This window comes from Salipiger pallidus, assembly GCF_014643635.1.
GTDB lineage: Bacteria > Pseudomonadota > Alphaproteobacteria > Rhodobacterales > Rhodobacteraceae > Salipiger > Salipiger pallidus.
Genome location: NZ_BMJV01000008.1, coordinates 152,992 through 175,989, shown reverse-complemented (window position 1 = coordinate 175,989; position 22,998 = coordinate 152,992). Strand labels below are relative to the sequence as shown.

Here is a 22,998-nt window from a genome sequence, read left to right as displayed (position 1 = left end):
AAGGTCGGGCTTGCGGGGCGCGGATTTACCAGGAGCAAAATTACCAGGCGCTGGCGCGGCGCTCTGGCGGCAGCCACATCGGGTCGCCCTCGGTGATTTCGAAGGTGTCGTAGAAGGCGTCCACATGCTGTAGCGCGGCGACCGAGCGGTAGAATTCCGGCGCGTGCCCGTCGTTGGCCACCACCGTTTGCAGGTACTGGTCGGTCACCTTGGTGGTCCAGAACTGCGACCATCCGGCAAAGCAGCGTTCCGCCGGGGTCATGCCGTCGATCTCGACGTCTTCCTTGGGGTGGTCGGCGAGATATTGCAGCAGGGCCTCGTAGGCGAAGGTGATGCCCCCGACATCGGCCATGTTCTCGCCCACGCCGAGCGCGCCGTTGATGAACATGCCCGGCAACACTTCGTAGGCATCGGCCTGGTCGATCAGCTTCTGCGCTTCGGCCATGAAGGCGGTGGCATCCTCGGGGGTCCACCAGTCGCGGAAATTGCCGTCGGCATCGTATTGCCGCCCCGATGCGTCGAAGCCGTGGGTCATCTCGTGCCCGATGATCGCGCCGATGCGGCAAAACTTCAGCGGCGCGTCCGTGTCCGGCGAGAAGGCGGGCGGCTGGGTGATCGCGGCGGTGATCTCGAAGCCGTTGATGTTGGGCGTGTAGGCCGCGTTCATGGCGATCGGCAGGGTCGACTGGGTGTTGAACTCGTCATGCTCGGGCGGCTTGCCCAACTGGTCAAGCGTGCGCTGCATGTCGAAGCGGCCCAGTGCGATGATGTTGGCCACCGGATCGTCCGGCACGATTTCGACACTGCTGAAATCGACCCAGGTGTCCGGGTAGCCGACCTTGTAGTAGAAGCTGTCGATCTTGCGCAGCGCCTCGGCGCGGGTCGGATCGGACAGCCAATCACTTGCGACGATGCGCTCGCGGAACACCGCCTTGATGCGTTCGACCATGTCGAGCACCTCGGCCTTGGTCTCTTCGGAATAGTAGGCATCGACGTAAAGCTGGCTGGTGGGGTGGCCAAGCTTTTCGCTCAGCAGCGCATAGAGCAGCTCGGGCCGTGGCCGGTCGTTGCGCGCGCCCAGCAGCGCCTCTTCGAAGTCGAGCGTGGGGGCGCGAAGTGCGGTGCTCAGGTATGGCGCATAATTCTGCACGAGGCGGTAGGCCATGTAGTCCTTGAGATCCTCGATCGGCGTTTCGCGCAACACCTCGGACACCACCGGAAGCACCCTGGGCTCGAACATGTAGAAGTTATCGGGCCGCTCGAACCCCACGGTGTCGAGGTAAAGCCCGATGTCGAACTCGGGCACCTGCGCCTGCACCTCGTCAAAGCCCAGGGAGGTGTAGCGGTTGGCGGGATCCTTGCCCTCGGCTGGAGTAAGGAAGCCCGTGTAGAGCCGGGTCTCGATGTCCACGGACCGCTCGGCGATGCGCGTCGCCTCGGCCTCGTCGAAGCCGGCGGCGGTCAGAAGGGCGCCGATGTAGCTGCGATAGGCCTCGAGAGGGGCGCTGTCCGGCGCAAGGCGCAGGACCTCGTAAAGGTGGCGGTCCATACCGAAGGTCTGCCCAAGCGCGTACATGGCAAAGCGCGTGGTGTCCCTTGGGTCGGGCCCCGGCCCGAACATCGCCAGCATGCCGGGCCCGGCGGCGGCGGCCTGTTCGCCCGCGATGCGGGTGACGTCAGTCAGGGTCTCGGCGGCGGAAAGGTCATCCAGTATGTCGCGGATCGGCTCGATACCGGCAGCGTCGATCCGATCCACGTCCATGAAGGCATTATAGAAATCACCGACCTGCTGGGTGGGCGACCCCTTCGGCGCCCCGGCCGCCCTGTCTCCGGCTGTGGCGGCGACCTGGGCCACCTGCTTGGTCAGGCGGTCGATCATGATGGTGAACACGCCATAGCTGGCCATCTGGGGCGGGCGTTCGATCCGGTCCAGCCAACCGCCCGAGGTGTAGCGGTAGAAGTCCTGCGCCGGGTCGGTGGAGGGGTCCATGTTCTCGACAGAAAAGGCCAGCTGGTCCGGCCCCGGGTCCGGCAGGGCCTGCTGTGCCAGGGCCGTCCCGGTCAGAAGCCCCGTCATGAGTCCAGTACGGGCGGTGGTGCGGATCAGGGTCGCGAACATGGGACAATCTCCTGTGATCGTATGAGGGGCGCGTGGCCGGATCAGCCGCCGTAAAGGGCTGCGTCGGGAATCTCGTAGCGCTCGGCCCCGTCCACGAGGATCGTGCTCAGGTCCGAGCTGCGGCTCTGGCTGACGCTGCGGCCGGGGTCGCTGCCCACCAGCTGACCGTCGCGGAAGTCGAGATACCGCTCGCCGCCGCCGGGCATGGTGATCCAGACGCTTGCGGTGCCGCCTGTCCCGCGCGAGACGCGGAAGGGGCAGCTGCCCATCGGCTGGCCCGCGCTCTGTGCGCAAGGAACAAGGCCGGTTGCCTCGGGCGAGGGCCGCTGAGGGGCGCCGGGGCCGGCCGCTTCGCGCAGGTAGCGCCCCGCGGCCCAGCCGGTCAGCGGCTGGTCGCCGGCAAACCCGACCTGGCACCAGCGGGTCTGGCCGTTCATCCGGCAGCCCATGTTGCGCACGCGGTCACCGCTGGCAAGCTGGCCCACCACAGCGTAACCTGTGCCCGGACCGGACCGCACGTTCAGCGTGTCGCCCGCCGAAAGGCCGGTGACCTGCCACCAATCCGGCCCGCCCGACAGCCCGTCGGCATAGTCCGGCTGCTGCGCCGGAGCTTGCGCCGCCGCGCCGCCGATGGACACCCGCAGCGTGTAGTCGGTCGTCTCGTCACGCCGTGCGGCATTGCGCATCAGGAACACGCGGATGCGGTAATCTCCCGAAGCGAGCAAGGTGCCGCTGAACTGGTTTCCGGATGTCGGCCCGATGTGGATCGCTGCCGGATCGTTGCCGACCATCAGGTTGAAATAGGCCGACGGATTTTGGGGCGCGAAATCAATGGTCATGGTCTGCCCGGCGCTGGCGCCGAGCAGGTAGTCGATGATCTCGTCGCCGCGCAGGCTTCCGGTGATCGTCGCGCCCGAGGTGCCGGGCGTGAAGGACACGCGCTTTTCGACCGTGGCTTGGGCGCTCAGGATGCTGGGGGCCAGCGCGATCCACAGCAGGATCAGGGCCTTGATGATACGCATTCGTCGTCTCCTCCTTCGAATTGACCCGGTCCCGTTGCGGTCGCGCGGGCTGTCAGAACTCGATACTGCCGCCACCTTGCCCGTTGATCGCGTAGACCACGCGGTCCGGTTCGGCATCGCCATCATACATCAGCGTGGCGGTCCCCCGCGCATCGCCCGAGCACCGCAGTGTGGTCAGCTCGGTCGCACGGGCCTTCGCGGGATCGTCGAAGCGCCCGCTGCACACCGTGCCATCCCGGCTGAGCGTGAGGGTCCTGCCACCATCGCTGCGCGACGTGAGGCTGCCCGAGGCATCGTCTGCGGAATAATCCCGTGTGGTGCCCCGTTCATAGGTCGTGTCGCCGGTGTCAGGGACACAGCCCGCGATCAGCAACGCCACGAAAGCCGTAGCAGGGATGCGAAGGTATCGCTGTATCGATGTCTTGGTTATGGCAGTGGCTCCCGGTGCAAATGCGATCGCAGGTGCGATCCGCTTCATCCACGCTTGCATTACCGTCCGATGACGCGCTCCTGACTATCCGCAAAGCGTCGACTTCAATCCGATTGCCGCAACGCCGCGACATTTATCCTGGCCCACGCCGTGCCAGCGTGGCCGAGGGCGGCTCACCGTACTTGGCGCGATAAAGGCTGGCGAACCGCCCGAGGTGGGCGAACCCGCAATTCATGGCCACGGCGGTCACGCTGCTGCCGGCGTCGTCCGCCAAAAGCCGCAGGCGGGCATTCTCGAGCCGGATGGCCGTGAGGGTCTGCCACGGGCTTCGGCCCGTCACTTTCTGGAACGCCGCCTGCAGGCTGCGCGGGGTGGCCCCCACGGCGGCGGCGATCATCGCCATCTCGACGGGGTTCTCGAAATTGGCATGCATGAAATCAATCGCCTCGGCGACACGGATCTTCGAGGTGGCCCGGGCCGCTGGCGCGGTTGCGCGCGATGGTGCGAGGAATGCGCGGAAGTGTTCCCACAGCAGCGTCTCCATCGACAGACCGGCCATCGGTGCGTTCAGCACCGGCCGGTCCGATGCGAGATCCGCAAGGATATACCGGATGAGATCGCGCAGCGCCGGGGCGGCCTCCGGGGCCGTCTCGACCATGGGATCGGCGCTCTGCGGCTTAACGAGAATGTCGCGAAAGCTCTGCCGGGTGAAGAGACCCGCGGGCGCCTTGAGCATGACCGCCTCGAAGGCACGGGCCCCGTCGGCGCGAACCTGCGTGCTGCGCTCGGATGGGCGAAGGGTCAGGCTGCGGCTGGTCCCCGCCTCGAAGGTGCCCTTGCGACACGCGACGGTCTGCCGACCGCAGAGCGGGAACATGGCGGTCACGTCGCTGTCGCGCCCGACACTGATATCGTGCCCGGTGGACCGGACGCGATGGATGCTTGCACCGGTCGCACTCAGCTGGGCTGACTGGATCGCCAGTTCGGGGGCGGCCTCCCCCTCGAAGCGGAAAGTATCGACGCGACTGATGAGGATATCCCGGTAAGCCCGGTCGTACCGGGCGCTCTGCCGCCAGTTGAAAGCCTTGTAATCGAAGGTCGGAGGCAGAGAAGTCACATCAGGTATCCTTGCTGGCCCGACCGCCGCGTGCGGCGTGAGGGTTGGCTATGATAGAAGCGTCGCGTTGCGTGCAGGCGCGTTCGTTGATCTCCTCTGACATTATTCTTGAGGCTATATCATGACATGCCTCAAATCTACGATCTTGAGCTTCGAGCGGGCGCTCGCCGCGGGGCAAAGCGCACCGAGCATGAGCCGAAAGCTTCTAATCCATCAGAGCCACCCCAAACCGCCCGTCTCTATGGGCCGGGCGACACTCCTACCACACATCTGACGTCCACGGCTCAGCGGATGCTGTGCAGAAATATGAAGGTCCGTTCTGGGGAAGTCGCGCCGCAGAAGTTGTCTTCTCGTTAAGGACTGGTTTGAGCCGTGAGTGACGGCCGCTTCGGTCTGTCAGGTGCCCGACCCGCTGCGCCATCGCATGACTGCTCCGAGCCCTTCCACGACGTTTCGAGGAAGTTCCGCTCGCGCCCGGGCTACGCAATTGAGCCATTGACCGCCGACCCTGACCGGAATGCCCCGGCGATCAGCGTGAGGGCGGCGAAACCTATGACGGCAGACGCGACGCCCGGCCCCGCCAAGAGAAGTCCGAAGAGAGGAGCGCCGACGGTCTGGCCCACGGCAATGGTCAGGAAGCCGACCATGAGGCCGGTTGCAGGCCGGTCCGGTAGGGCGTGAGTGCCCCAGATGAGGTAGACCCCTGTGAGCATCACGTAGGCCGCACCGAAAACGGCTCCTCCGACGAGCGTGGGGATCGGGCCGAGGCCGAAGCCGACCGAGAGGATGCTGGCTGCCATCAGGCTGAGAAAGGCCCAGTGGACGCGATCGAGACCGAGCCAGCCAACGAGCGTGCCGGCCCAGGCTCCGGCCAGTCCCCCGGTGCCCATGCAGCTCCAGAGAAGGCCGGTTCCGGTCGCCCCCCAGCCCATCTGCTCCGCGACGAGTTGGCCCCCGAAGGACCATAGCGCGGTGCTCGCGGCCCCCATCAGGAAGGAGGCGGAGATCAGCCGCAGGACCGGTCCCGTCATCGGGGGAAGGCCACCTGCACGACCGCTGCCCGAGGCGGCAGGAAGCGAGATCGCGGACGCGACGGCCAGCACCAGCGCGACGGCGGCGAAAGCCCCGAAGGCCAATCTCCATTGTCCCGCGAGGCCAAGCGCGATTGGCCCAGACAGCGCCACGCCCGCGCTCACACCCGCATTGATCACCGTGTTCGTCAGGTCTTGCCGGCTCTTGCCGACTGCAGCGGCGACCGCGGCAGCCATGGGCGGGGAAGCGAGGCCCGTGCTCGATCCGGCAACCACAACTGCGATGGCCAGGATCAGCGGCGATGGCGCGAGCGCGCTGCCCGCCATCCCGATCGCCGCGACGAGGGCGGCGCCTGTCGCGACGGCGCGCGCGCCGAGACGTTCGGTCAGGACGGCCGAGGCCACGATGGCGACACAGTAGCCGGCGAAGGAGCCGCCCGAGATCACGCCGCCGAGGGATGGGCCGAGGCCCAGTTCGCCGTCGATCTGCGGCAGGAACAGGCCGAAGGCGAAGCGGGCAAAGCCGTAGCAGACCGCGATGACGGCGAAGCCGGTCGCGCCGATGCGAAGGGCCGGGCTCATGCGCGCGCCCTTTCAAGCAGGACGGCCGCCGCCGCCCGAGCCGCGGAGACGGCATCCGCTCCGCGATAGACAGCCGCGTGGGTTGCGCCCTCGAAGAGAACCACAACCTGCGCTGCGAGTGCCGGGTCCTCGCGTCCGAGGTCCATTGCGACGACCTCACCGACCCGCTCATGGAACGCGTCCTTGTGCAGCGCAACCGCCTCGGCGATCTCCGGCGTGTCACCCCCCGTTTCCGCGCGCGAGCGCAGGAACAGGCAGCCCCGGCAGCCCTCCACCCGGACCCAGTCCTCGAGAGCTGCGAACAGGGCGTCGATAGTCCGCACGTCGATCCGGGCCATGAAGCGCCGGTCGCGCTCGGTCAGCACGCGGGCCATGAGCGCGGCCTTGCTGCCGGCGTGCTTGTAGAGCGTGCGGCTCGAAATCCCCGCAGCCTCCGTCAGCCGGTCCATGCCAGTGGCCATGTAGCCGTGCCGATCGAAGAGCCGCTCGGCGGCGGCGGTGAGTTTGCTGGTCACGTTCATGGGAACCTCCTTTGGCGTGATTGAACCGCAATGTAAAACGATCGTTTTACATTGCAAGCCGGTAGGACCAGAGGTCCGCTCTGTCAGCGCAGCTGTCATCAGGGCGGTGCAAGTGCTGCGCGGTGTGCGAGCGTCTGGTTCGGTGAAGCCGCGCCGCAGCGATGGAGCAACCGGTGGACGGCAGATCAGGGCCGCCTCTGCCCGGCAGGCCGACTCAACCGAGCGAGTTGGCCGGCTGCGGTGGCGCAGGCCCGCTTCGAACCCAACTGAGCGTCGAGATCAGGAGAAATGGTCTTTCCGTTCCTGTCGCCCGCCGCTCATGAGGATTGCACTGCACGCGATCAGGGCGATCCCGAGGGTTTCCCGGGCCGTGAGGACGTCTCCGAACAAGACAGCGCCCCAGATGGCCGCGAAGCCCAGGTAGGCGGTATCGAAAACACCGAGGACCGGCGTCGGGGCCAGCCGGTAGGCCGTTGCGACTGCCGTGGCGATCACTGCCAAGAGACATCCGAGCACGAATGCGAGGCTCCAGTCCGCGAGCGTGAGCCTTGGCCAGAGCGCCAGAATGAAGCTCTCTGTGCCGCCCGGCCGAAAGAGCGACAGTAGGAGGAGCGCTGCGGCGGCCACGCAAACGAGACAGAGGTTGAGTGTAAAGGCCATCGCGCCCGGGCTTTCCGCCTGGCACCGGCTCCAGGTGATGAGCCCGGCCAGAGCATAGAAGCCGGCAGCTGCGAGCGGGAGCAGCAGCAGAGGAGTGAAGGTGTCGGTCGAGGGCGACACTACCAGTAGCACCCCGGCAAGAGACAGCGCCACGGCCGTCCATCCGCGCCCACCGACCTTCATGCCCAGCAGGGCGCGCCCCAGTAGCGCCATCCAGGCGGGCGCGGTGTAGTAGCACGCTGCGGCGAGCGCGAAGGACATGGCCGGTAGCGCTGCGTAATAGCTCAGCCACATGGCCGCGAGGCAGAGGCTACGCGCCCAGACCCAGCCGCGGCGGGTGAGACGAAGGCTCGACCGGCCATGCATGGGCAGGAGCCAGGCGGCGAGCAGCACTGCGGCAACGGTCGAGCGCAGCAAGACCAGCTGTGCCAGCCCGAAGTTGTCTCCGCTCATCTTCACCAATGCGTCGGAGAAGGACAGAAGCGTAACCGCCGCGAGGATCGCGATGATGCCGTGCGTGGTCCCGCCAGAACGTGGGGTGTGATCAGATTTCCATGCCATACGCGATGGAAACCACGGGCTGCTTCCCTCATAAAATGAGAATGGGTCGCCAATGCATGAGGATTTGGAATGGATCGCCGTTCGCTTCCACCGTTGTCTCGTCTTCCTGCCTTCGAAGCGGCTGCCCGACATGAAAGCTTCACGGCCGCCGCCGAGGAACTTGGTCTGACGCAGACCGCTGTGACCAAGCAGATCGCCGCCCTGGAGGCGGATCTCGGCCTGCGGCTCTTCGAGCGTCGCAACAGGGCCGTCTTCCTGACCGAGGCTGGGCGCGCCTACGGACAGGTTGTCAGCGCATCCCTCGCCGATATCGCAGCCGAGACGACGCGCCTGCGCGGCGGCCCCTCCGGCGCGGGATTGGTCCTGCATTGCCAACTTTGCGAGGCGTTCTACTGGCTCATGCCGCGCCTTGCGGGCTTCCACGAACGCCATCCCGGTCTGGAGGTGCGGGTTNTCGGCGCGTCTGGCCTTCACCGCCTCGGACGAGATCTTTCCCGTGGCCGCCCCAGGCCTCGTGCCGTCCGGAGCGCTACCGCTTCCTGCTGCGGGACTGGCCCGATACCCGCTGCTGTCGCACCGGGTCCTGCCGCAGGACTGGATGGATTGGCCGGACTGGTTCGAGGCCGTCGGACGCCCCATGCCGAAAAGCGCGCGGATCACCGGCTTCGACAGCTTTCCCTTGGTGCTACAGGCGGCGGTCGCAGGTCAGGGGATCGCGCTCGGCTGGCGCAACACGGTAAGTGGGCTCATCGCAGACGGCAAGCTCGTGAGGCTTTGCGATGAGGCGGTCTTCAGCCCGACAGAGATCTCGGTCTTCCGCGGCACTCGCCGCGGCAACCATGCGGAGACCGATGCACTGCTCTCGTGGCTCCGAGAAAAATTGACCGAAAGCCCCGCCAACGGCGGCTCCGCCCGCACCGTTGATGTCTAGCCGCCCAGAATTCTGCGGTCTGGATGAATGACGGCCTCGAGTCTTTTGCGAAAAAGAAACTTGTTGAGGCCTTAAGTCCAGCGAATCCAGGGGCTTGGGGCTGCCAGGAACGTTGCGAAAAACCATTTATTATCAACGTTTTGCAATCCATCCAACTTAAGAGCATCTTTACCCTCGACTGAGCGAGGCGAGCATTCCAACTCCTCCCGATCAGCCGTGACGCGGCCTGCGCTCTCTGTGGGTCAAAACTCGCTCGAATTCATCGGAGGCTATGTTGGCCGCCCCCACCGTTATCGAAATCCCGGACAATGGCGGGGCGGTCGCAGTAGTGGCCGACCTCCACCTCAAGTCCCATTTTTGGCATGGAAGTAACCCGCTCGAGTTTCATGGCCTCGAAGATCGGCTGCTCGGGGAAAACGTCGATGCCTTGATCGTCGCGGGTGACCTGTCCGACGCCTTCGGCCCGTCTCTGCAGGACGCGCTCGCCTACCTGACCCGCTATGTGCCCGCCGATCGCATCTACATCGTCCCCGGAAATCACGACTACTATTCTGGGCGGCTTGACGACGAGAACCGGCTCCGTGACCTGATTCACGCCAGCGGGAGTTGGTTCGCGCAGAAGACCGAACTCCGCCATCGCAGCGACCGGTATCTCTGCGCCACGCTTTGGACCGACTTCGAGCTACTGTGGGATCAGGAGGCTGCCAAGAACTACGCACGCCGGTTCATGCGCGACTTCGACATGATCTCCACCGAAGCGTCTGGTCATGACTGGCTCGACCCGGGCGAGGTGCTGCCGCGCCGCATTGTCCCGGTTACACCTGAGGACATAATCGCCGTGCATGGGGAACACCGCGCTTGGCTGGAAGAAAGACTGGCGACCCCACATTTCGCCGGCAATGGCAGGACCTTTGTTGTCACTCACCACGGCCCGCACCCGTCGGCAGGAGGCCCAGTCGATGGTCTCACACCAGCCTTCCACTCAGACCTGACCGAAGTCCTCGAGCGGAGCGACATCGAAACCTGGTTCTTCGGTCATTCCCACCGACGACTTTCTTCCGTGGTTGCTGGGACACGCATTCAGAACATCTCGATTGGCTACCCGGACGAGAATCACGGCGACGACGAGGATGACCTGGCGGAGGTCTGCTTCATTGCGGCGGCGCTGGACACGCAGTCCGCGAGTGAGCCTAGGGAACTGCCGGCCGACCGCCAGGCACTCGAGCAGGACTTCAAGTACGCGCTTCGGTGCAGCGAAACCGGCATTCCTGTCCTGGTGGACAGGCTCACACCCGAAACGCGCGTTTTTCTGCGCCACGCGTTGAGAGGATGCGCCTGCCCTGTCGTGCCGGAAGGAGACGCGTACTACGCAACCGATGTCATCGTCGCGCTCGGCCAGACACGGCCAGGTTCTGAATGATGCCGTTTGATGCGATCATTTCGATCTCGGGGATACTGGTCTGTCTGGTTGGCCTTATTCATGTCGTCATCGCCTACCGGCAGACCACGCGCTCGGCTGAACCTGATCCGCAGCGCGTAAAACGCTTCGTCGAAAGCGCCCCGCCGATCCCCGGCCACCTGCTTTACGCTCATCAGGATCGATGCCCCGCAGCGAGGCCCTCTCGCGCGCAAAAGGCCGAGCCTAGTGAGCGAGCCCCCAAAAACCGCGAGGCGCCGCGTTGACCACACCACTCCCCCTCGCGCCCGATCTCCAGGATCGGGAAACTGCCCTCTCCTTCGCATCGCGCCTCGCCGCGATGAACGGCGTGGATACTGCGGGCTTCTGCACCGACATGGGGCTGTCCTTCAGCAAGGTAATCGACGGCAATCCTGAGGCCCTGGCCCGTCTGGCAGATCTCAGCGCGGCTGACGTCGAGGACCTGCGGCGCTGGTCGCCCCTCTACCTGGGCAACCGAGAGCACGAGTTCCGCGGCAATCGCTTTCATGCCAAGGCCATCAAGGAAAGCACCGTCCGGGGCTGTCCTGCCTGTCTGCGGGAGGATGCGGAAACCGCCCAAGACAGTTTTGAAGGCGACATGTACATCAGGGGCCACTGGCTCTTCCGGCCTGCGACACTCTGCCTGAAGCATCACCATCCTCTCGTTCCGCTATGGGCCGAGGCCAATGTCAGCCGGCGCTACGACGCTGCCGCTCGCTTGGCCGAGATCGCGCCCGGCGTATGGGCCGGAAAACTGGACAAGGAGCCTCGCGCCCCCAACCCGTTCGATGAATGGATCGAAGCGCGCCTCGCGGGCACCCCCACGGAGAGCTGGCTGGATCAGTTCGACCTCTACGCCGCAGCACATTTCTGCGAGTTGCTCGGCCGCGCCATCTGGGCGGTCAGATACCCGAAGTGGAAGAAGTTCGGCCCGGAGCGTGCCTGGATGTCCTTCGAGATGGGCTTCCGCTTCGCGACCGAAGGGGAAGCGACGGTCCGCGACACCCTGATGCAACTGCAGGAGACGATTGGCGAGCCGACCGACGGCCCCAAGAAGAAGTACGGCGCGCTCTATGACCGGCTCGCGTTCGACCTCCTGGGCGAGGCCTATGCCCCCTTCCGGGAGCTTCTCCGCGACCACATCGCCAGCACCTGGCCACTAGGTCCGGGCGACGATCTCATGGGAGAGCCTGTGCTGGAGCGAAAGGTCCACTCGGTCCGGACCGCCGCGCGCGAGCTTGGCATGGATCCTCGGCGCCTGCGGAAGCTGCTGGCCGATATCGATCTCGTCCGGCCCGCCGAGACCGGCCGCGATGACCAGTGGGAGCTGTTCGATGCCAGGGCAGCGCAGCCACATCTCGACCGGATCAACACCCTGGTGTCCGCAAAGGACTTCCAGGAAGCATTGAACATGTCACGCTCGCAGTTCGAGCTTTTGCGAAAAGAGGGTCATTTCCCGCCCGTGATCGATGGCGGAGATCACAAGCCACTCTGGGACGTCCGTGCTGCGCACCCGCACCTGGAAAGCCTGTTGACCGGGGCCGAGCCGATCTACGTGAGCATGCACGGCTGGGATGACATCCCGACGACGGCGCAAAGCCTCAAGGTCTCCCCCGGCACGGTCCTGAAGCTGCTCGAGGGCGGCAGGGTTCAGCGGATCGGCCGGCACACCAACCGTGATGGCTATGCCAGCATCGTGGTCACGAAAGGCGAGATCGAGCGCCTTCTGGAGCGCCCCGAGGCGCCGGGTCTCAGTATCGATGTCTTCGCCCGCCAGTGCGGTCTAACCCGCTCTGCCGCCATGCGGCTGGTGCGCGAAGGGCATGTCCCGTCCACGGAAGGCCGGCACCCCAAGATCAATGCGCGGCAGCGCTTCCTGGCGCCAGGCGACCTCGCCGCTTTCCATGAGCGGTTCGTGACCCTGCGCGGCCTGGCCGTCGAGCTTGGCATGCCTTGGCAAGCGCTCCGGCCCAAGCTGGCCGCTGCGGGGATCAAGCCCTTCAGTCCAGACGGGCAGGACTACGGCGCGGTTTTCGAGCGCAATGTCGCTACCGCCGCTGACCTTGCTTCCACGAAACCAGGAACCCAACACAACAAGGAGAACGACGGAGAATGAAATACCTCATCACGACATATGACCGCCATGATGTGACGGATCATGCCAACTACTGCGAAGCTCATCAGATCCCATGCATTTACGCGCTGGTTCTGGGCGAAAAATGCACTGTCTTCGTTCACTGCGAAAAACTTACTGGCCCCCGGAGCCAAGCCATCAAGCCCATGAGGCCGAGTTTGCGGAATTTATCACTCGTCTCCGCAACACCTACGGGGAGCCCGCTTGGATTCAAGAAACCCTGCCAATGTCGTTCTGGTATCACGACCTGCCTGCTTCAGCTGCGGAGGACGTGGCGGAAGAGACATATGAGTTCTTGAGAACGATCCTGGCTCCGTTCGACGACAAGTAGGTCACGAGCGGCTTCGCCACGCGAGGCACACCACTTGCGAGACAGGCCAGGCCACTTGGCCAGCACTTCAGTCGATCTAAGACTGGACCCCCAAGAGCCTCCGGCCATCCGTGTTTCACAGCACGCCGAGCGCTAACCTCGATGCACTCCTTGCATCGGGCTTCAAACCTGGCCAGCGGTGTCACGCCCCCAGATATCGCACTACCGAAAATGCACTATGGAGAAACGGCACATGGAGTATTCACCTGACGACTGGGTGATCCTGAAAGTTTCGTTGGCGACGCGGGACAGAACTTTCACTCAGCTCAGAGTATTAGGCGGCTGGCACGGTGGTTATCTCGACGGGGATGCCTGGCGAATAAACTCAGGCATCCAAACCGTTCATGCGGACGACCGCGCATACCGCTTCCTTGGTCGATCAGGTTCCGTCTATCTATGCCGACGCGGCGGATATCGCATGTCACGCATCATGGCGGCTGGCCTGACAGAGCTGAAGCGTCAGCCGAGCGTTGTCGATGCAGAGGTTCTGGAAGACAGGAATTGGCTTGAACCAGGGCTCTTTGAAGCCCTCCTCTCGATAGCGGCTGACGATACATCGGCGAGGTGACTTCGCCTCAAGACCTTCGCGAGTCGGCTAGGGGCTGCGTGATGCGCAGGCGTGGGACCTCAGCCGGAAGCGCCGCTGCTCCCGGCCCGAAGCTGACCCTGGCAACAGAGGTCGTCGCTCCGGTGCAGCTTCCCCGAACCGGTCATATGTGAGCTCGTGCAGCATGTGATCAGAAGTCGAGGTAAGCAGCGCGGACTGAAGCGGCCATTGCACCGTGGGGCAGCCTGAGCCAATGATGTGAAACCTCAAAAGGCCAGCGTCGCTGCGCGGGATCGAGTTGAGAAAGGCGAAGCGAAATGCATGAGAACCTCAGATCATATATGCGCCTCGTCGAGAAACGCTCGCGTGAACACAATCAGGCCTTCGGAATGCTATACGCTCAGGGACTATACGGTGCCTGCGCCGCGGTCATCCGGCAGGAAATCGATAACCTCATTCGAGTTGATTACTTGGCCTTCTCTGTCCCCCTCGCAGATCGCGATGAACTGTGCCGGGAGGCCCTTTCGGGTTCACGCTGGCAACGATGCACCGCCAAGGGGAAACTTACGGACATCCGCGATGTCCAATTTCACACTTACGCCAAGAACAATCACTCGTGGGTATCCTTGGCGTACGAATACAGTTCGAAGTTCATCCACCTAACGAATTTTTGGAACTACGGGGTGTCTGATCCGCTGGTGACGATGCCAGCGGATGACCGGTCGGAAATGATCTGCTACCTCAGCCGATATCATGGCTTCCCAGGGCATGATTTGAAGATGAATGATCTTTTTGAATACCTTCCACAGGTTTTCGAAAAAATCCGTAGCAACATCGAATGTTACGTAGAGCTGGAAGACGGGCTGCTTCTGCACCCTCTATCGTCCTGAGGCGCATCCCCTTCTCTGCTGCAAGAGTACACGAACGGCGGCTTGGACTCGAACCGGTCATGCTGCGACGTAGCAGCGGCGCATGCGAGGTCGCCCAGGCACAGCGGCACGGCCGGCCCAAAGCCGACCTAGGTCAGACCACCTTCCGCTGCACCGCAGAGCAAATATGTATAGCCACTGGCCAGTATTTTGCGTGGTATAGCCGGGGGCAATATTTGTTGTATTTTACGTCTAGGGCCAACAAACATGGGACTAGATCTACCAGGAGTTCAATTGTCAATGGATCGAGATCAAGGCCCGCCAATTTCACCCACACTTGAGAAGGTATTGAAGAAGTTCCTTGAGGTGATGAAGGCGGACGAGGCCATCGAAGACGATGCGGCAGACCGGCTGGATGCACTACTGCGGAGCGGCAAGGCCCCTAAACCGGACGAGATCAGCACCGCGCTATTTCCGCCGCCCGAAGATGAGAAGAATGGTGCGATAGGAGACGGCGCATGATCCGGCTTAAGACAATCCACATTGAAGAGTTTCGTGGGATCAAAGACCTCACGCTTGATCTGGGCGGCAAGAATTTCGGATTATGTGGGCCGAACGGAACGGGCAAGAGCGGCGTTGTCGATGCTATAGAATTCTGCCTCACGGGCAGTTTGACCCGCTTGTCGGGACAGGGTCAGGGAGAACTCAGCGTCGGCAAGCATGGCCCGCATGTCGATAGCCGAACCGCACCCGAGAAGGCCAAGGTCGAGATCACAGCGTATATTCCCTCGCTCGGCAAGGACGTGATCATCGCGCGGTCGGTCAAGTCTCCGAAGCAGGTGCGCGTCACGCCCTCCGGCGGAGCCGAGGAGGAGATCGTCTCCAGCTTGCAGGCCCATCCCGAGTTTGCGCTTTCGCGACGCGAGATCGCCAAATACATCATCACGCCGCCGTCGCAGCGCTCGACCGATGTGCAGAATCTCTTGCGCCTTGATCGCATCGGAGATTTGCGTAAAGCGCTGAACACATTCAAAAATAACGCTACCAAGGAGACGAGAGACGCGACGGGCGCGAAGCGCAAAGCGGAACAAGACCTCAAAACCGCTCTTGGAGTTGACACGCTCAAACGTGAAACCGTGCTGGAGAAGGCCAATGAACACCGCAAGAGGCTCGGGCTCCCCGACCTCACGGAACTGACGCCCGAAACCATCTTCATAGGCGCAGTGGAGGATGAGAAGGAGGACGAAGGGGGCAAGCAGTCCGCTCTGGTCAAATCCGTCGCGCTGGCTGACATCAAGGCTCTGACCGAGAGTGCCGCGCAAGACGAGCCCGAGGCACTGTCCGGCGCACGCAGCGATGCGCTTATGGCGCTGAACACGCTAAAAGAGGACCGCGCTGCGCTGACCCTGGCGCGGCAGCATGGCTTCATCACTAAGGGGCTGGAGTTCGTCAGTGACGAGAGCGAAGTGTGTCCGCTTTGCGATACGCCGTGGGAGTCCGAGGCGCTGCGCGCCCATCTTGAAGAAAAGCTAATCAGCAGCGATGCCATCGGCAAGATCCTGAAGAAGCTGGACACGGATTTCCAGACCATCGAGCAAGCCGTCAAAGACCGCATCGCCGATCTGCGCATAGTAGCGAACTATGCCAAGACGCTGAAACCTGCCGTCGCGACCGCGACGCTGGGCACATATGCGGCGCGGCTGAAACAGATTTTGACCACAATCAAAGACTTCAGTGAGGATCACGCGCAGCTCGACCCCGCGATCACCACCATGCAGGACGCCTGGTGGGCATTACCCCGTGAGGTTCAGGCCCTGCTTGAAGAGATACGCAAGGCCGTCACGGCGCTGCCCGACAGCTCCGCCAAAGATAAGGCAATCCAGTTCCTGACGGTGCTACAGGAACGCTATGTCCGCCTGATCGAAGCGAACCGCTCCGCCAAGGAAAGCGCGCAGCGCAGCACCGCGGCTGAGAAGGTCTATGATCATTATGTACAGACCTCGAACGACGTGCTGGAGGATATTTACGATGCTGTCGCGAAGGAGTTCACAGCGCTTTACAAGGCCATCAACGACGATGAGGGCAAGTTTGTCGGAGAACTCAAGGCCGAACCCGCAAAGCTGAGCTTCAATGTGGACTTCTACGGCAGGGGCACGTTCCCGCCTGGCGCATATCACAGCGAAGGACACCAGGACGGGATGGGACTGTGCCTCTATCTTTCGCTGATGCAGCACACGCTCGGGGACAAGTTTACCTTCGCCGTGCTCGACGATGTGATGATGTCCGTCGATACAGGCCATCGCCGTGAGGTGTGTCGCCTACTCAAGACGAAGTTCCCAAACACGCAGTTCATCCTCACGACCCATGATCGGGTCTGGCTGCAGTATATGAAAACCGAGAAGCTGATCGCAAAGAGCCAGCTATTCGGCGGCTGGAGCGTGGAGTTCGGGCCGCGCATCTGGGATGATCACGATATTTGGACGGAGATCGACCAGCAGCTCGACAAGAACGATGTGCCGCGCGCGGCCTGGCTCCTACGCCGTTACCTCGAATACATCGCCACTGTCCTTGCCGACAATCTCCGCGCTCAAGTGGAGTTTCGCGGGGACGGCCATTACGACCTTGGCGATCTGCTGCCGCCCGTCCTAAAGCGCTGGCAAAACCGCCTCGATAAAGGGATCAAAGCCGCCGCCCATTGGGGTAACGACGAAGAGAAGAGCAAACTCACGGAAAAACGTGACGAATCGAATGCGTTGACTGCAGCAACATACGTTGAACAATGGGCTATCAATCCATCAGTTCATTTCAACGAATGGGAAAATTTTGAGAGCGGCGAATTCAAGAAAGTCACCGCTGCATACAAGCTTCTACTCGACAGCATGCGTTGCTCGAACGAGAAATGTGGAACTTTGCCCTACGTCGTCCCTAGAAAAGGGAGTTCAGTGCAGCTGAGGTGCGATTGCCAGTCGATAAACATTAACCTCAAGGGAAAATAAGTTTCAAAGACAGCTGAGGCTATTTTGAAAAGTGCGGCTCGCTTCCGCTTTTCGCGCGTGCTGCGAAGGTCAGATCCCCGCCCTTCGTGTTGATGGCTCGCAGTGATGCTGCTCAAATAAGCAGTTTCTGCTCGCCTCGCAGGGACCAGAGTTATTGACGTCGGACATATCATCCATGCTTACCATTCACCCCGTGTTCAAAGAGAGAAGAATTTTGGCACAGATAGTTACTTATGCAAGGCCCAGCCGACTCTTCCGATACCGCCGCATCGACAAAGAAACAATCGACCGTGAACTCAAGGCTATCGAGGAAGGCTATATCTTTTGCGCCGGCCACACGACCTTGAACGACCCTATGGAAGGGGGGCATCGACTCAGCACTATGCTTTCCAAAGGCCGCAGCAGTCAGGCGGTTAAGGCAAAAGTTGAGCAAGCGGTCGGCTCGATGGGAATAGCCTCGTTTTCTGAAATCAAGAATCACGAAACCATGTGGGCGCATTACGCCAATAACTTCAAAGGCATCTGCATTTCATACAGGACTATCTCTTTGATATCCGGCCTTGCGAGCGATATCGACATTGTCAAAATGAACTACAGCGAAGATCCTCCAGTCTTACTGCGAAATTCAGAGACGCCGGAGGAGAGAGCAAAGTTGTCCCTTTCATACAAGACGTTGCGCTGGTCCCAAGAGCGAGAGTGGCGCGTGTTCTCGATAAATCAAGGCAAACAGAGATATTAGAATATTTCAGCCGTATCTGCCGTTTATATTGGCGCGAGAGTTGAGGATGAGGAGAGGAAGACGATCATTCGGAGAATAAGGGCGATCAAAATTCCAGTCTATAAAATGAGAATCGATAGCTACCAACTGAAGTTTTCAAATGTTGTATAAAGAAGAATCCGACCACATCAATATAACACCGTATTCATGTTAAGAAATCCGGCTATCTCGCAAAACGTTTAAGGTTGCGCAGCGTTCATCTCACTGAAGCATGATGTGAGCCCCCCGGCGAAAGTCGGGAAGCCAACCTTTCCCAGGATGCCGCGTCATTGAAGCGAGGGATGATGCACCCTCGGCGAAAGTCTGCTCCCCGCCCTTCGCGCCAAGGCAGATCATCATGCAGCGCCGGACGTGAGCAATGACTATGGCCCCTTGAAGCAAACCATTCGCTCCCAAGAGTGATGACGCTTCGTGTATTGGTATCTGGTTTTAAGCCCAGTACCCCGGGAAGCCCTCGGGAGGCGTCACTCAGATCTGATCTCCCGCTGGTGGCGAGCAAGAAGGGTGACCAGTCTTCGGCCGGAAATCACCTTGTGGCGCTTGAGGTGGATGAGGCCCCGTTCGACCGGGTCGAGGTCAACGTCGTCTCCACAGACGCGAGCAAGGGTATCGGCGTAGACGTCTGTTGCTGTGACGGGCACCTGACAATTTCTCCGACGCTGATATCGGCTGAGGATCGTAGCGACAGCTTGCGTCGGCTTAATGGTCTTCATCAGAGTTCCCACTGCTTCTAAGCGACCTCGTGTCCAGGGTCTCACCATCGCAAGCCAGCCCCACTGCGCCATGCTCAGGCTCTTACAGGGAGGGCACAACGGCCCTCCGCCAGATCCCCCGCTTCATGCCACGAACCGCACATCCCCTTCATACGCGAAAGGCGCCGGAGCGTCTGCCCCAGCGCCTCTGTCACCGTCTTTCAGAGAGTAGCCCAAGGACACCAGGCGATACGTTTCACCATTGACACCCCTTGCGCAGACTTATGCTTCCGTTTGCGCATTCATCTGCTTTCTCTGACTATAGGATCCTACCGCGTTAGCCGCACTTTGAGTGGCCGCAGCTCGAACAGGTCATGCAACCCTCGACCATCATCATCGAGAACTGGCCGCAGGACGGGCAGGCTTTGCCGCGCGGGGCGTCGAGATTCACGACCTGCGCCTGCGGGTCGGACTTGAGGCCCATGCCCTCGCCTTCAAGAAAACCGGTCGCCACAAGGTGACGCTCGATCACACCGCCGATCGCGGCAAGGATCGAGGGGATGTACTTGCCCTGAACCCAGGCACCGCCGCGCGGATCGAAGACCGCTTTCAGCTCCTCGACCACGAAGGACACGTCTCCGCCGCGACGGAACACGGCCGAGATCATCCGCGTCAGCGCGACGGTCCAGGCGTAATGCTCCATGTTCTTCGAATTGATGAAGACCTCGAAGGGACGGCGATGACCGCTGACGATGATGTCGTTGATCGTCAGGTAGATGGCGTGCTCGCTGTCGGGCCACTTCAGCTTGTAGGTCTGCCCTTCCAGCGCCTGCGGACGGTCCAGCGGATCGGCCATGTAGATCACGTCGCCATGGGGCTCGTTCGGCTCGGCGGCAGAGGTCGCGACGACCTCGGGGGCCTTGGGCTTGTCCTCGGACACCGACAGAACCGACCCCGTCACGTCATTCGGCCGGTAGGTGGTGCAGCCTTTGCAGCCGGTCTCGTAGGCCTGCATGTAGACGTCCTTGAACGCCTCGAACGAGATATCCTCGGGGCAGTTGATGGTCTTGGAAATGGAGCTGTCGATCCACTTCTGGGCAGCTGCCTGCATGCGCACGTGCGCCTGCGGATCAAGGGTCTGGGCGTTGACGAAATACTCCGGCAGCTCGGCATCGCCGAACTTGTCGCGCCACATCTGCACAGCGTAGTCGACCACCTCTTCCTCGGTGCGGGTGCCGTCCTTCTGGAGCACCTTGCGCTTGTAGGCGTAGGCAAAGACCGGCTCGATCCCCGACGACACGTTGCCTGCGTAAAGCGAGATCGTCCCGGTGGGCGCGATCGAGGTCAGCAGAGCGTTGCGGATGCCGTGTTCGCGGATGGCCTCGCGCACGTCGTCATCCATGTTCATCATGTTGCCCGACGCGAGGTACTTCTCGGCGTCAAAGAGCGGGAAAGCGCCCTTTTCCTTGGCCAGCTCGACCGAGGCAAGGTAGGCCGCCCGGGCGATGCGGTGCAGCCAGGCTTCGGCCTGCGCCGCTGCCTTTTCGGTGCCGTACTGCAGGCCCTTCATCAGCAGCGCGTCCGCAAGGCCGGTCACGCCAAGACCGATGCGACGCTTGTTCTGCGCCTCTTCCTGTTGCGCGGGCAGCGGGAAGCGCGAGGCGTCGACCACGTTGTCCATCATGCGCACGGCGGTGGCGACAAGGCGCTCGAGCTCGGCATCGTCGATCTCGGCATCGGCCTCGAACGGGTTCGACACGAGGCGCGCAAGGTTGATCGATCCAAGCAGGCAGGCGCCGTAGGGCGGCAGGGGCTGCTCGCCGCAGGGGTTGGTGGCGGCGATCTGCTCGATGTAGTTGAGGTTGTTCGCCTTGTTGATGCGGTCGATGAAGATCACGCCCGGCTCGGCGTAATCATAGGTCGCCTTCATGATCTTGTTCCAAAGATCACGCGCCTTGACCGTGTGGTAGATCTTGCCGTCGTAGACCAGATCCCAGGAGCCGTCCGCCTTGACCGCTTCCATGAACGGGTCGGTGACGAGGACCGAAAGGTTGAACATGCGCAGCCGCGCGCTGTCGGACTTGGCCGAGATGAACTGTTCCACGTCCGGGTGATCGCAGCGCATGGTGGCCATCATCGCGCCGCGGCGCGAGCCGGCGGACATGATGGTGCGGCACATGGCATCCCACACGTCCATGAAGGACAGCGGGCCGGAGGCGTCGGCAGCGACGCCGGCGACGTGTGCGCCCTTGGGACGGATGGTCGAGAAATCATAACCGATCCCCCCGCCCTGCTGCATGGTCAGCGCGGCCTCTTTGAGCATGTCGAAGATGCCGGCCATGCTGTCGGGAACCGTGCCCATGACGAAGCAGTTGAACAGGGTGACCGAACGCGCGGTGCCCGCGCCCGAGGTGATGCGACCGGCCGGGAGGTACCGGAAATCTTCGAGCGCCTCGTAGAAGGTCTTTTCCCAGCCTTTGGCGTCCTTTTCGACGGAGGCGAGCGAGCGGGCGATTCGGCGCCAGCTGTCTTCGACGGTCACGTCGATCGGGGTGCCGTCCGCCTCCTTGAAGCGGTACTTCATGTCCCAGATCTGTTCGGCAATGGGGGCGGCGAAACGGCTCATGGCAGCAGGATTCCTTCGTTGGCAGAGGTGCCTGTTAGCAGCCTCCAGAGTACCACGTCCAGCCCCTTCAGGACAGTCCCGGCATACCACCGCTTGAAGATTGCTATAGTGCAACTACAATATGCAGCACATACTGCGGAGAACCCCTTGGAAACGTTCACCCACCTCATCAAGCTCAGCGTCGGTACGGAAAGTATCGAATCCCTTGTCGCGTGGCAGGCAAGCCGCGCCGCCCAGACATCGGACGGGCTGCCACGCCACGTCACCCGCATGTATCCCAAGCGCGAGGAGGAGATCCTTGCAGGGGGCAGCATCTACTGGGTGTTTCAGGGGCTGATCCAGTGCCGTCAGCGCATCCTGCGGCTGGAACGGATCACCGGCGAGGACGGGATAGACCGCTGCGCAATGGTGCTCGATCCCGAGATTCGGCGGGTCGCACCGGCACCGCGGCGTCCGTTCCAGGGCTGGCGCTACCTGGCGCCTTCCGATGCCCCGCCGGACATGAAGGCGGGCCGCAAGGACGAAGAGCCCCTGCCCGCCGCACTAGCCGGGGCGCTGGCCGAAATCGGCGTGCTCTGAGACGCCGGTGGTGGCCGGCCACGCGTACGGGGCCGGCCGGGATCGTCAGTAGCCGACCGACCCGAGCGCGCCGCTGATCGCGTTGCGATCGCCCTTGAGCGCATTGCTCGACACAGTGGTGCCCGGCAGACGCTTGCTCGAGGCGTTGCCGAAGAGCACCGTCGCCCCCAGCGAAACGCGCGAGCCGTCGCCGGTGCCGAAACCGTCGTCCGCATCCGCATGGGCATATTCGCCGGTCAGGATAAGCGGGCGGCCCTGCACGCTGGTCTGGTAGTTCACGCCGATGGACTGGCTGCGCACCTGCAGGTCGGTGTCGTCGACATCGGTGCCCTGGAAGGCGACGAAGCCGCTGAACTGCTCGTTGAAGGCATAGCCCGCGCCGATGCCGTAGCTGCGCGCGTCGGTGTCGCCGGCGGGCGTGTCGACGTCCGACTGGACCATGTTGCCGAACAGGGTCAGCTGGCTGCCCACTTCACCGCGCAGGCGCAGGCCGTAATCGGTGGTGTCCACGCCGGACACCCCGTCTACATCGGTCTCGCCCACGAACAGGCTCGCCTCAAAACCGCTGGTCCGGTAGCTGCCCTCGAGGCCGTAGCTGTCGAGGTCGATGGTATCGCCGAGGTCGAGATCGAGCTCATCGCGCGAATAGTACGCACCGACGCCCCAGGTGTCGGTGATCCAGTACTTGGGCAGCAGGTCGATGGTCAGGGACGACAGGTCCGACCCGTCATCGGGATCGACCATGCTGTAGCCAAGGTCGATGTCTGCGGTGAAGTTGCCGTAGGCAAGGTCGGTTTCGGTCTGCAGCTCGTAGCCGGTACCGTCGCCAAGGTCGGAATCGACGCTGTTGATCGCGCCGCTGACGGCGGTGGAATACACCATCTGGGCCTGTGCGGCGGTACCCGCAAGAAGAAGGGCGGCGCAGGCTGCGCCGGTGAATGCTCTGGTCATCACTGCCTCGTTGTTTTTCTGTGCGCCCGTTAACCGGGCGCGTT

19 protein-coding genes and 1 pseudogene are annotated in these 22,998 nt (G+C 62.5%); 10 read left to right on the top strand and 10 right to left on the bottom strand.

Features of this window, described 5'->3' with window-relative positions:
- Nucleotides 1-40: 40 nt before the first annotated feature.
- From IEX41_RS17885 to IEX41_RS17855, 7 genes are all read right to left on the bottom strand, one after another.
- The gene (locus IEX41_RS17885) at nt 41-2,119 is read right to left on the bottom strand and encodes a M13 family metallopeptidase (protein WP_188791682.1); all 2,079 of its coding nucleotides are present in this window, start codon (nt 2,117-2,119) and stop codon (nt 41-43) included.
- 41 nt (nt 2,120-2,160) lie between these two features.
- Entirely contained in the window at nt 2,161-3,141 is a 981-nt protein-coding gene (locus IEX41_RS17880; RefSeq protein WP_188791681.1) for an SH3 domain-containing protein, read from the bottom strand.
- A gap of 52 nt (nt 3,142-3,193) precedes the next feature.
- On the bottom strand, nt 3,194-3,520 hold the full coding sequence (locus IEX41_RS17875; RefSeq protein WP_188791680.1) for a hypothetical protein: 327 nt from the start codon (nt 3,518-3,520) through the stop codon (nt 3,194-3,196).
- A gap of 184 nt (nt 3,521-3,704) precedes the next feature.
- Nucleotides 3,705-4,688, bottom strand: a complete 984-nt coding sequence (locus IEX41_RS17870) for an AraC family transcriptional regulator (protein WP_188791679.1) — start codon at nt 4,686-4,688, stop codon at nt 3,705-3,707.
- A 479-nt stretch (nt 4,689-5,167) separates the two neighbouring features.
- Nucleotides 5,168-6,301, bottom strand: a complete 1,134-nt coding sequence (locus tag IEX41_RS17865) for an MFS transporter (RefSeq protein ID WP_188791678.1) — start codon at nt 6,299-6,301, stop codon at nt 5,168-5,170.
- Nucleotides 6,298-6,822 (bottom strand): TetR/AcrR family transcriptional regulator, encoded by a 525-nt coding sequence (locus tag IEX41_RS17860; RefSeq protein ID WP_188791677.1) that lies wholly within the window; start codon nt 6,820-6,822, stop codon nt 6,298-6,300. The genes IEX41_RS17865 and IEX41_RS17860 overlap by 4 nt, the downstream gene beginning before the upstream one ends.
- 279 nt (nt 6,823-7,101) lie before the next feature.
- On the bottom strand, nt 7,102-8,043 hold the full coding sequence (locus IEX41_RS17855; RefSeq protein ID WP_188791676.1) for a DMT family transporter: 942 nt from the start codon (nt 8,041-8,043) through the stop codon (nt 7,102-7,104).
- A 69-nt stretch (nt 8,044-8,112) separates the two neighbouring features.
- Here IEX41_RS17855 and IEX41_RS21595 point away from each other — a divergent pair.
- The 9 genes and pseudogenes from IEX41_RS21595 to IEX41_RS17815 form a co-directional block, all read left to right on the top strand.
- Nucleotides 8,113-8,256, top strand: a pseudogene (locus IEX41_RS21595) (LysR family transcriptional regulator); the annotation flags it as partial.
- Nucleotides 8,257-8,539: 283 nt separating this feature from the next.
- Nucleotides 8,540-8,974, top strand: a complete 435-nt coding sequence (locus IEX41_RS21590) for a LysR substrate-binding domain-containing protein (RefSeq protein ID WP_229673340.1) — start codon at nt 8,540-8,542, stop codon at nt 8,972-8,974.
- 274 nt (nt 8,975-9,248) lie between these two features.
- Nucleotides 9,249-10,394, top strand: coding sequence for a metallophosphoesterase family protein (locus tag IEX41_RS17845; RefSeq protein ID WP_188791675.1), 1,146 nt, complete (start codon nt 9,249-9,251; stop codon nt 10,392-10,394).
- A gap of 259 nt (nt 10,395-10,653) precedes the next feature.
- The gene (locus tag IEX41_RS17840) at nt 10,654-12,528 is read left to right on the top strand and encodes a TniQ family protein (RefSeq protein ID WP_188791674.1); all 1,875 of its coding nucleotides are present in this window, start codon (nt 10,654-10,656) and stop codon (nt 12,526-12,528) included.
- A gap of 581 nt (nt 12,529-13,109) precedes the next feature.
- The gene (locus tag IEX41_RS17835) at nt 13,110-13,484 is read left to right on the top strand and encodes a hypothetical protein (RefSeq protein WP_188791673.1); all 375 of its coding nucleotides are present in this window, start codon (nt 13,110-13,112) and stop codon (nt 13,482-13,484) included.
- A gap of 296 nt (nt 13,485-13,780) precedes the next feature.
- Nucleotides 13,781-14,353 carry a hypothetical protein gene (locus IEX41_RS17830; protein ID WP_188791672.1) on the top strand — a complete coding sequence of 191 codons (573 nt, stop codon included), beginning with the start codon at nt 13,781-13,783 and terminating at the stop codon, nt 14,351-14,353.
- 327 nt (nt 14,354-14,680) lie between these two features.
- Nucleotides 14,681-14,854, top strand: a complete 174-nt coding sequence (locus tag IEX41_RS17825; RefSeq protein ID WP_188791671.1) for a hypothetical protein — start codon at nt 14,681-14,683, stop codon at nt 14,852-14,854.
- Nucleotides 14,851-17,328, top strand: coding sequence for an AAA family ATPase (locus tag IEX41_RS17820; protein WP_188791670.1), 2,478 nt, complete (start codon nt 14,851-14,853; stop codon nt 17,326-17,328). Before IEX41_RS17825 ends, IEX41_RS17820 begins: the two co-directional genes overlap by 4 nt.
- Before the next feature lie 175 nt (nt 17,329-17,503).
- Nucleotides 17,504-18,067, top strand: a complete 564-nt coding sequence (locus IEX41_RS17815) for a DUF2971 domain-containing protein (protein WP_188791669.1) — start codon at nt 17,504-17,506, stop codon at nt 18,065-18,067.
- A gap of 503 nt (nt 18,068-18,570) precedes the next feature.
- Here the strand turns inward: IEX41_RS17815 and IEX41_RS17810 are convergent.
- Together IEX41_RS17810 and IEX41_RS17805 are read right to left on the bottom strand one after the other, a co-directional pair.
- The gene (locus IEX41_RS17810; protein ID WP_188791668.1) at nt 18,571-18,819 is read right to left on the bottom strand and encodes a hypothetical protein; all 249 of its coding nucleotides are present in this window, start codon (nt 18,817-18,819) and stop codon (nt 18,571-18,573) included.
- A gap of 316 nt (nt 18,820-19,135) precedes the next feature.
- Nucleotides 19,136-21,424, bottom strand: a complete 2,289-nt coding sequence (locus IEX41_RS17805; RefSeq protein WP_188791667.1) for an adenosylcobalamin-dependent ribonucleoside-diphosphate reductase — start codon at nt 21,422-21,424, stop codon at nt 19,136-19,138.
- Between the two features lie 147 nt (nt 21,425-21,571).
- On the opposite strand from IEX41_RS17805, the gene IEX41_RS17800 reads away from it, so the two are divergent.
- On the top strand, nt 21,572-22,003 hold the full coding sequence (locus IEX41_RS17800; RefSeq protein ID WP_188791666.1) for a DUF1489 family protein: 432 nt from the start codon (nt 21,572-21,574) through the stop codon (nt 22,001-22,003).
- A 45-nt stretch (nt 22,004-22,048) separates the two neighbouring features.
- Here IEX41_RS17800 and IEX41_RS17795 read toward each other — a convergent pair whose 3' ends face one another.
- Entirely contained in the window at nt 22,049-22,954 is a 906-nt protein-coding gene (locus IEX41_RS17795) for a porin (RefSeq protein WP_188791665.1), read from the bottom strand.
- Nucleotides 22,955-22,998 lie beyond the last annotated feature (44 nt).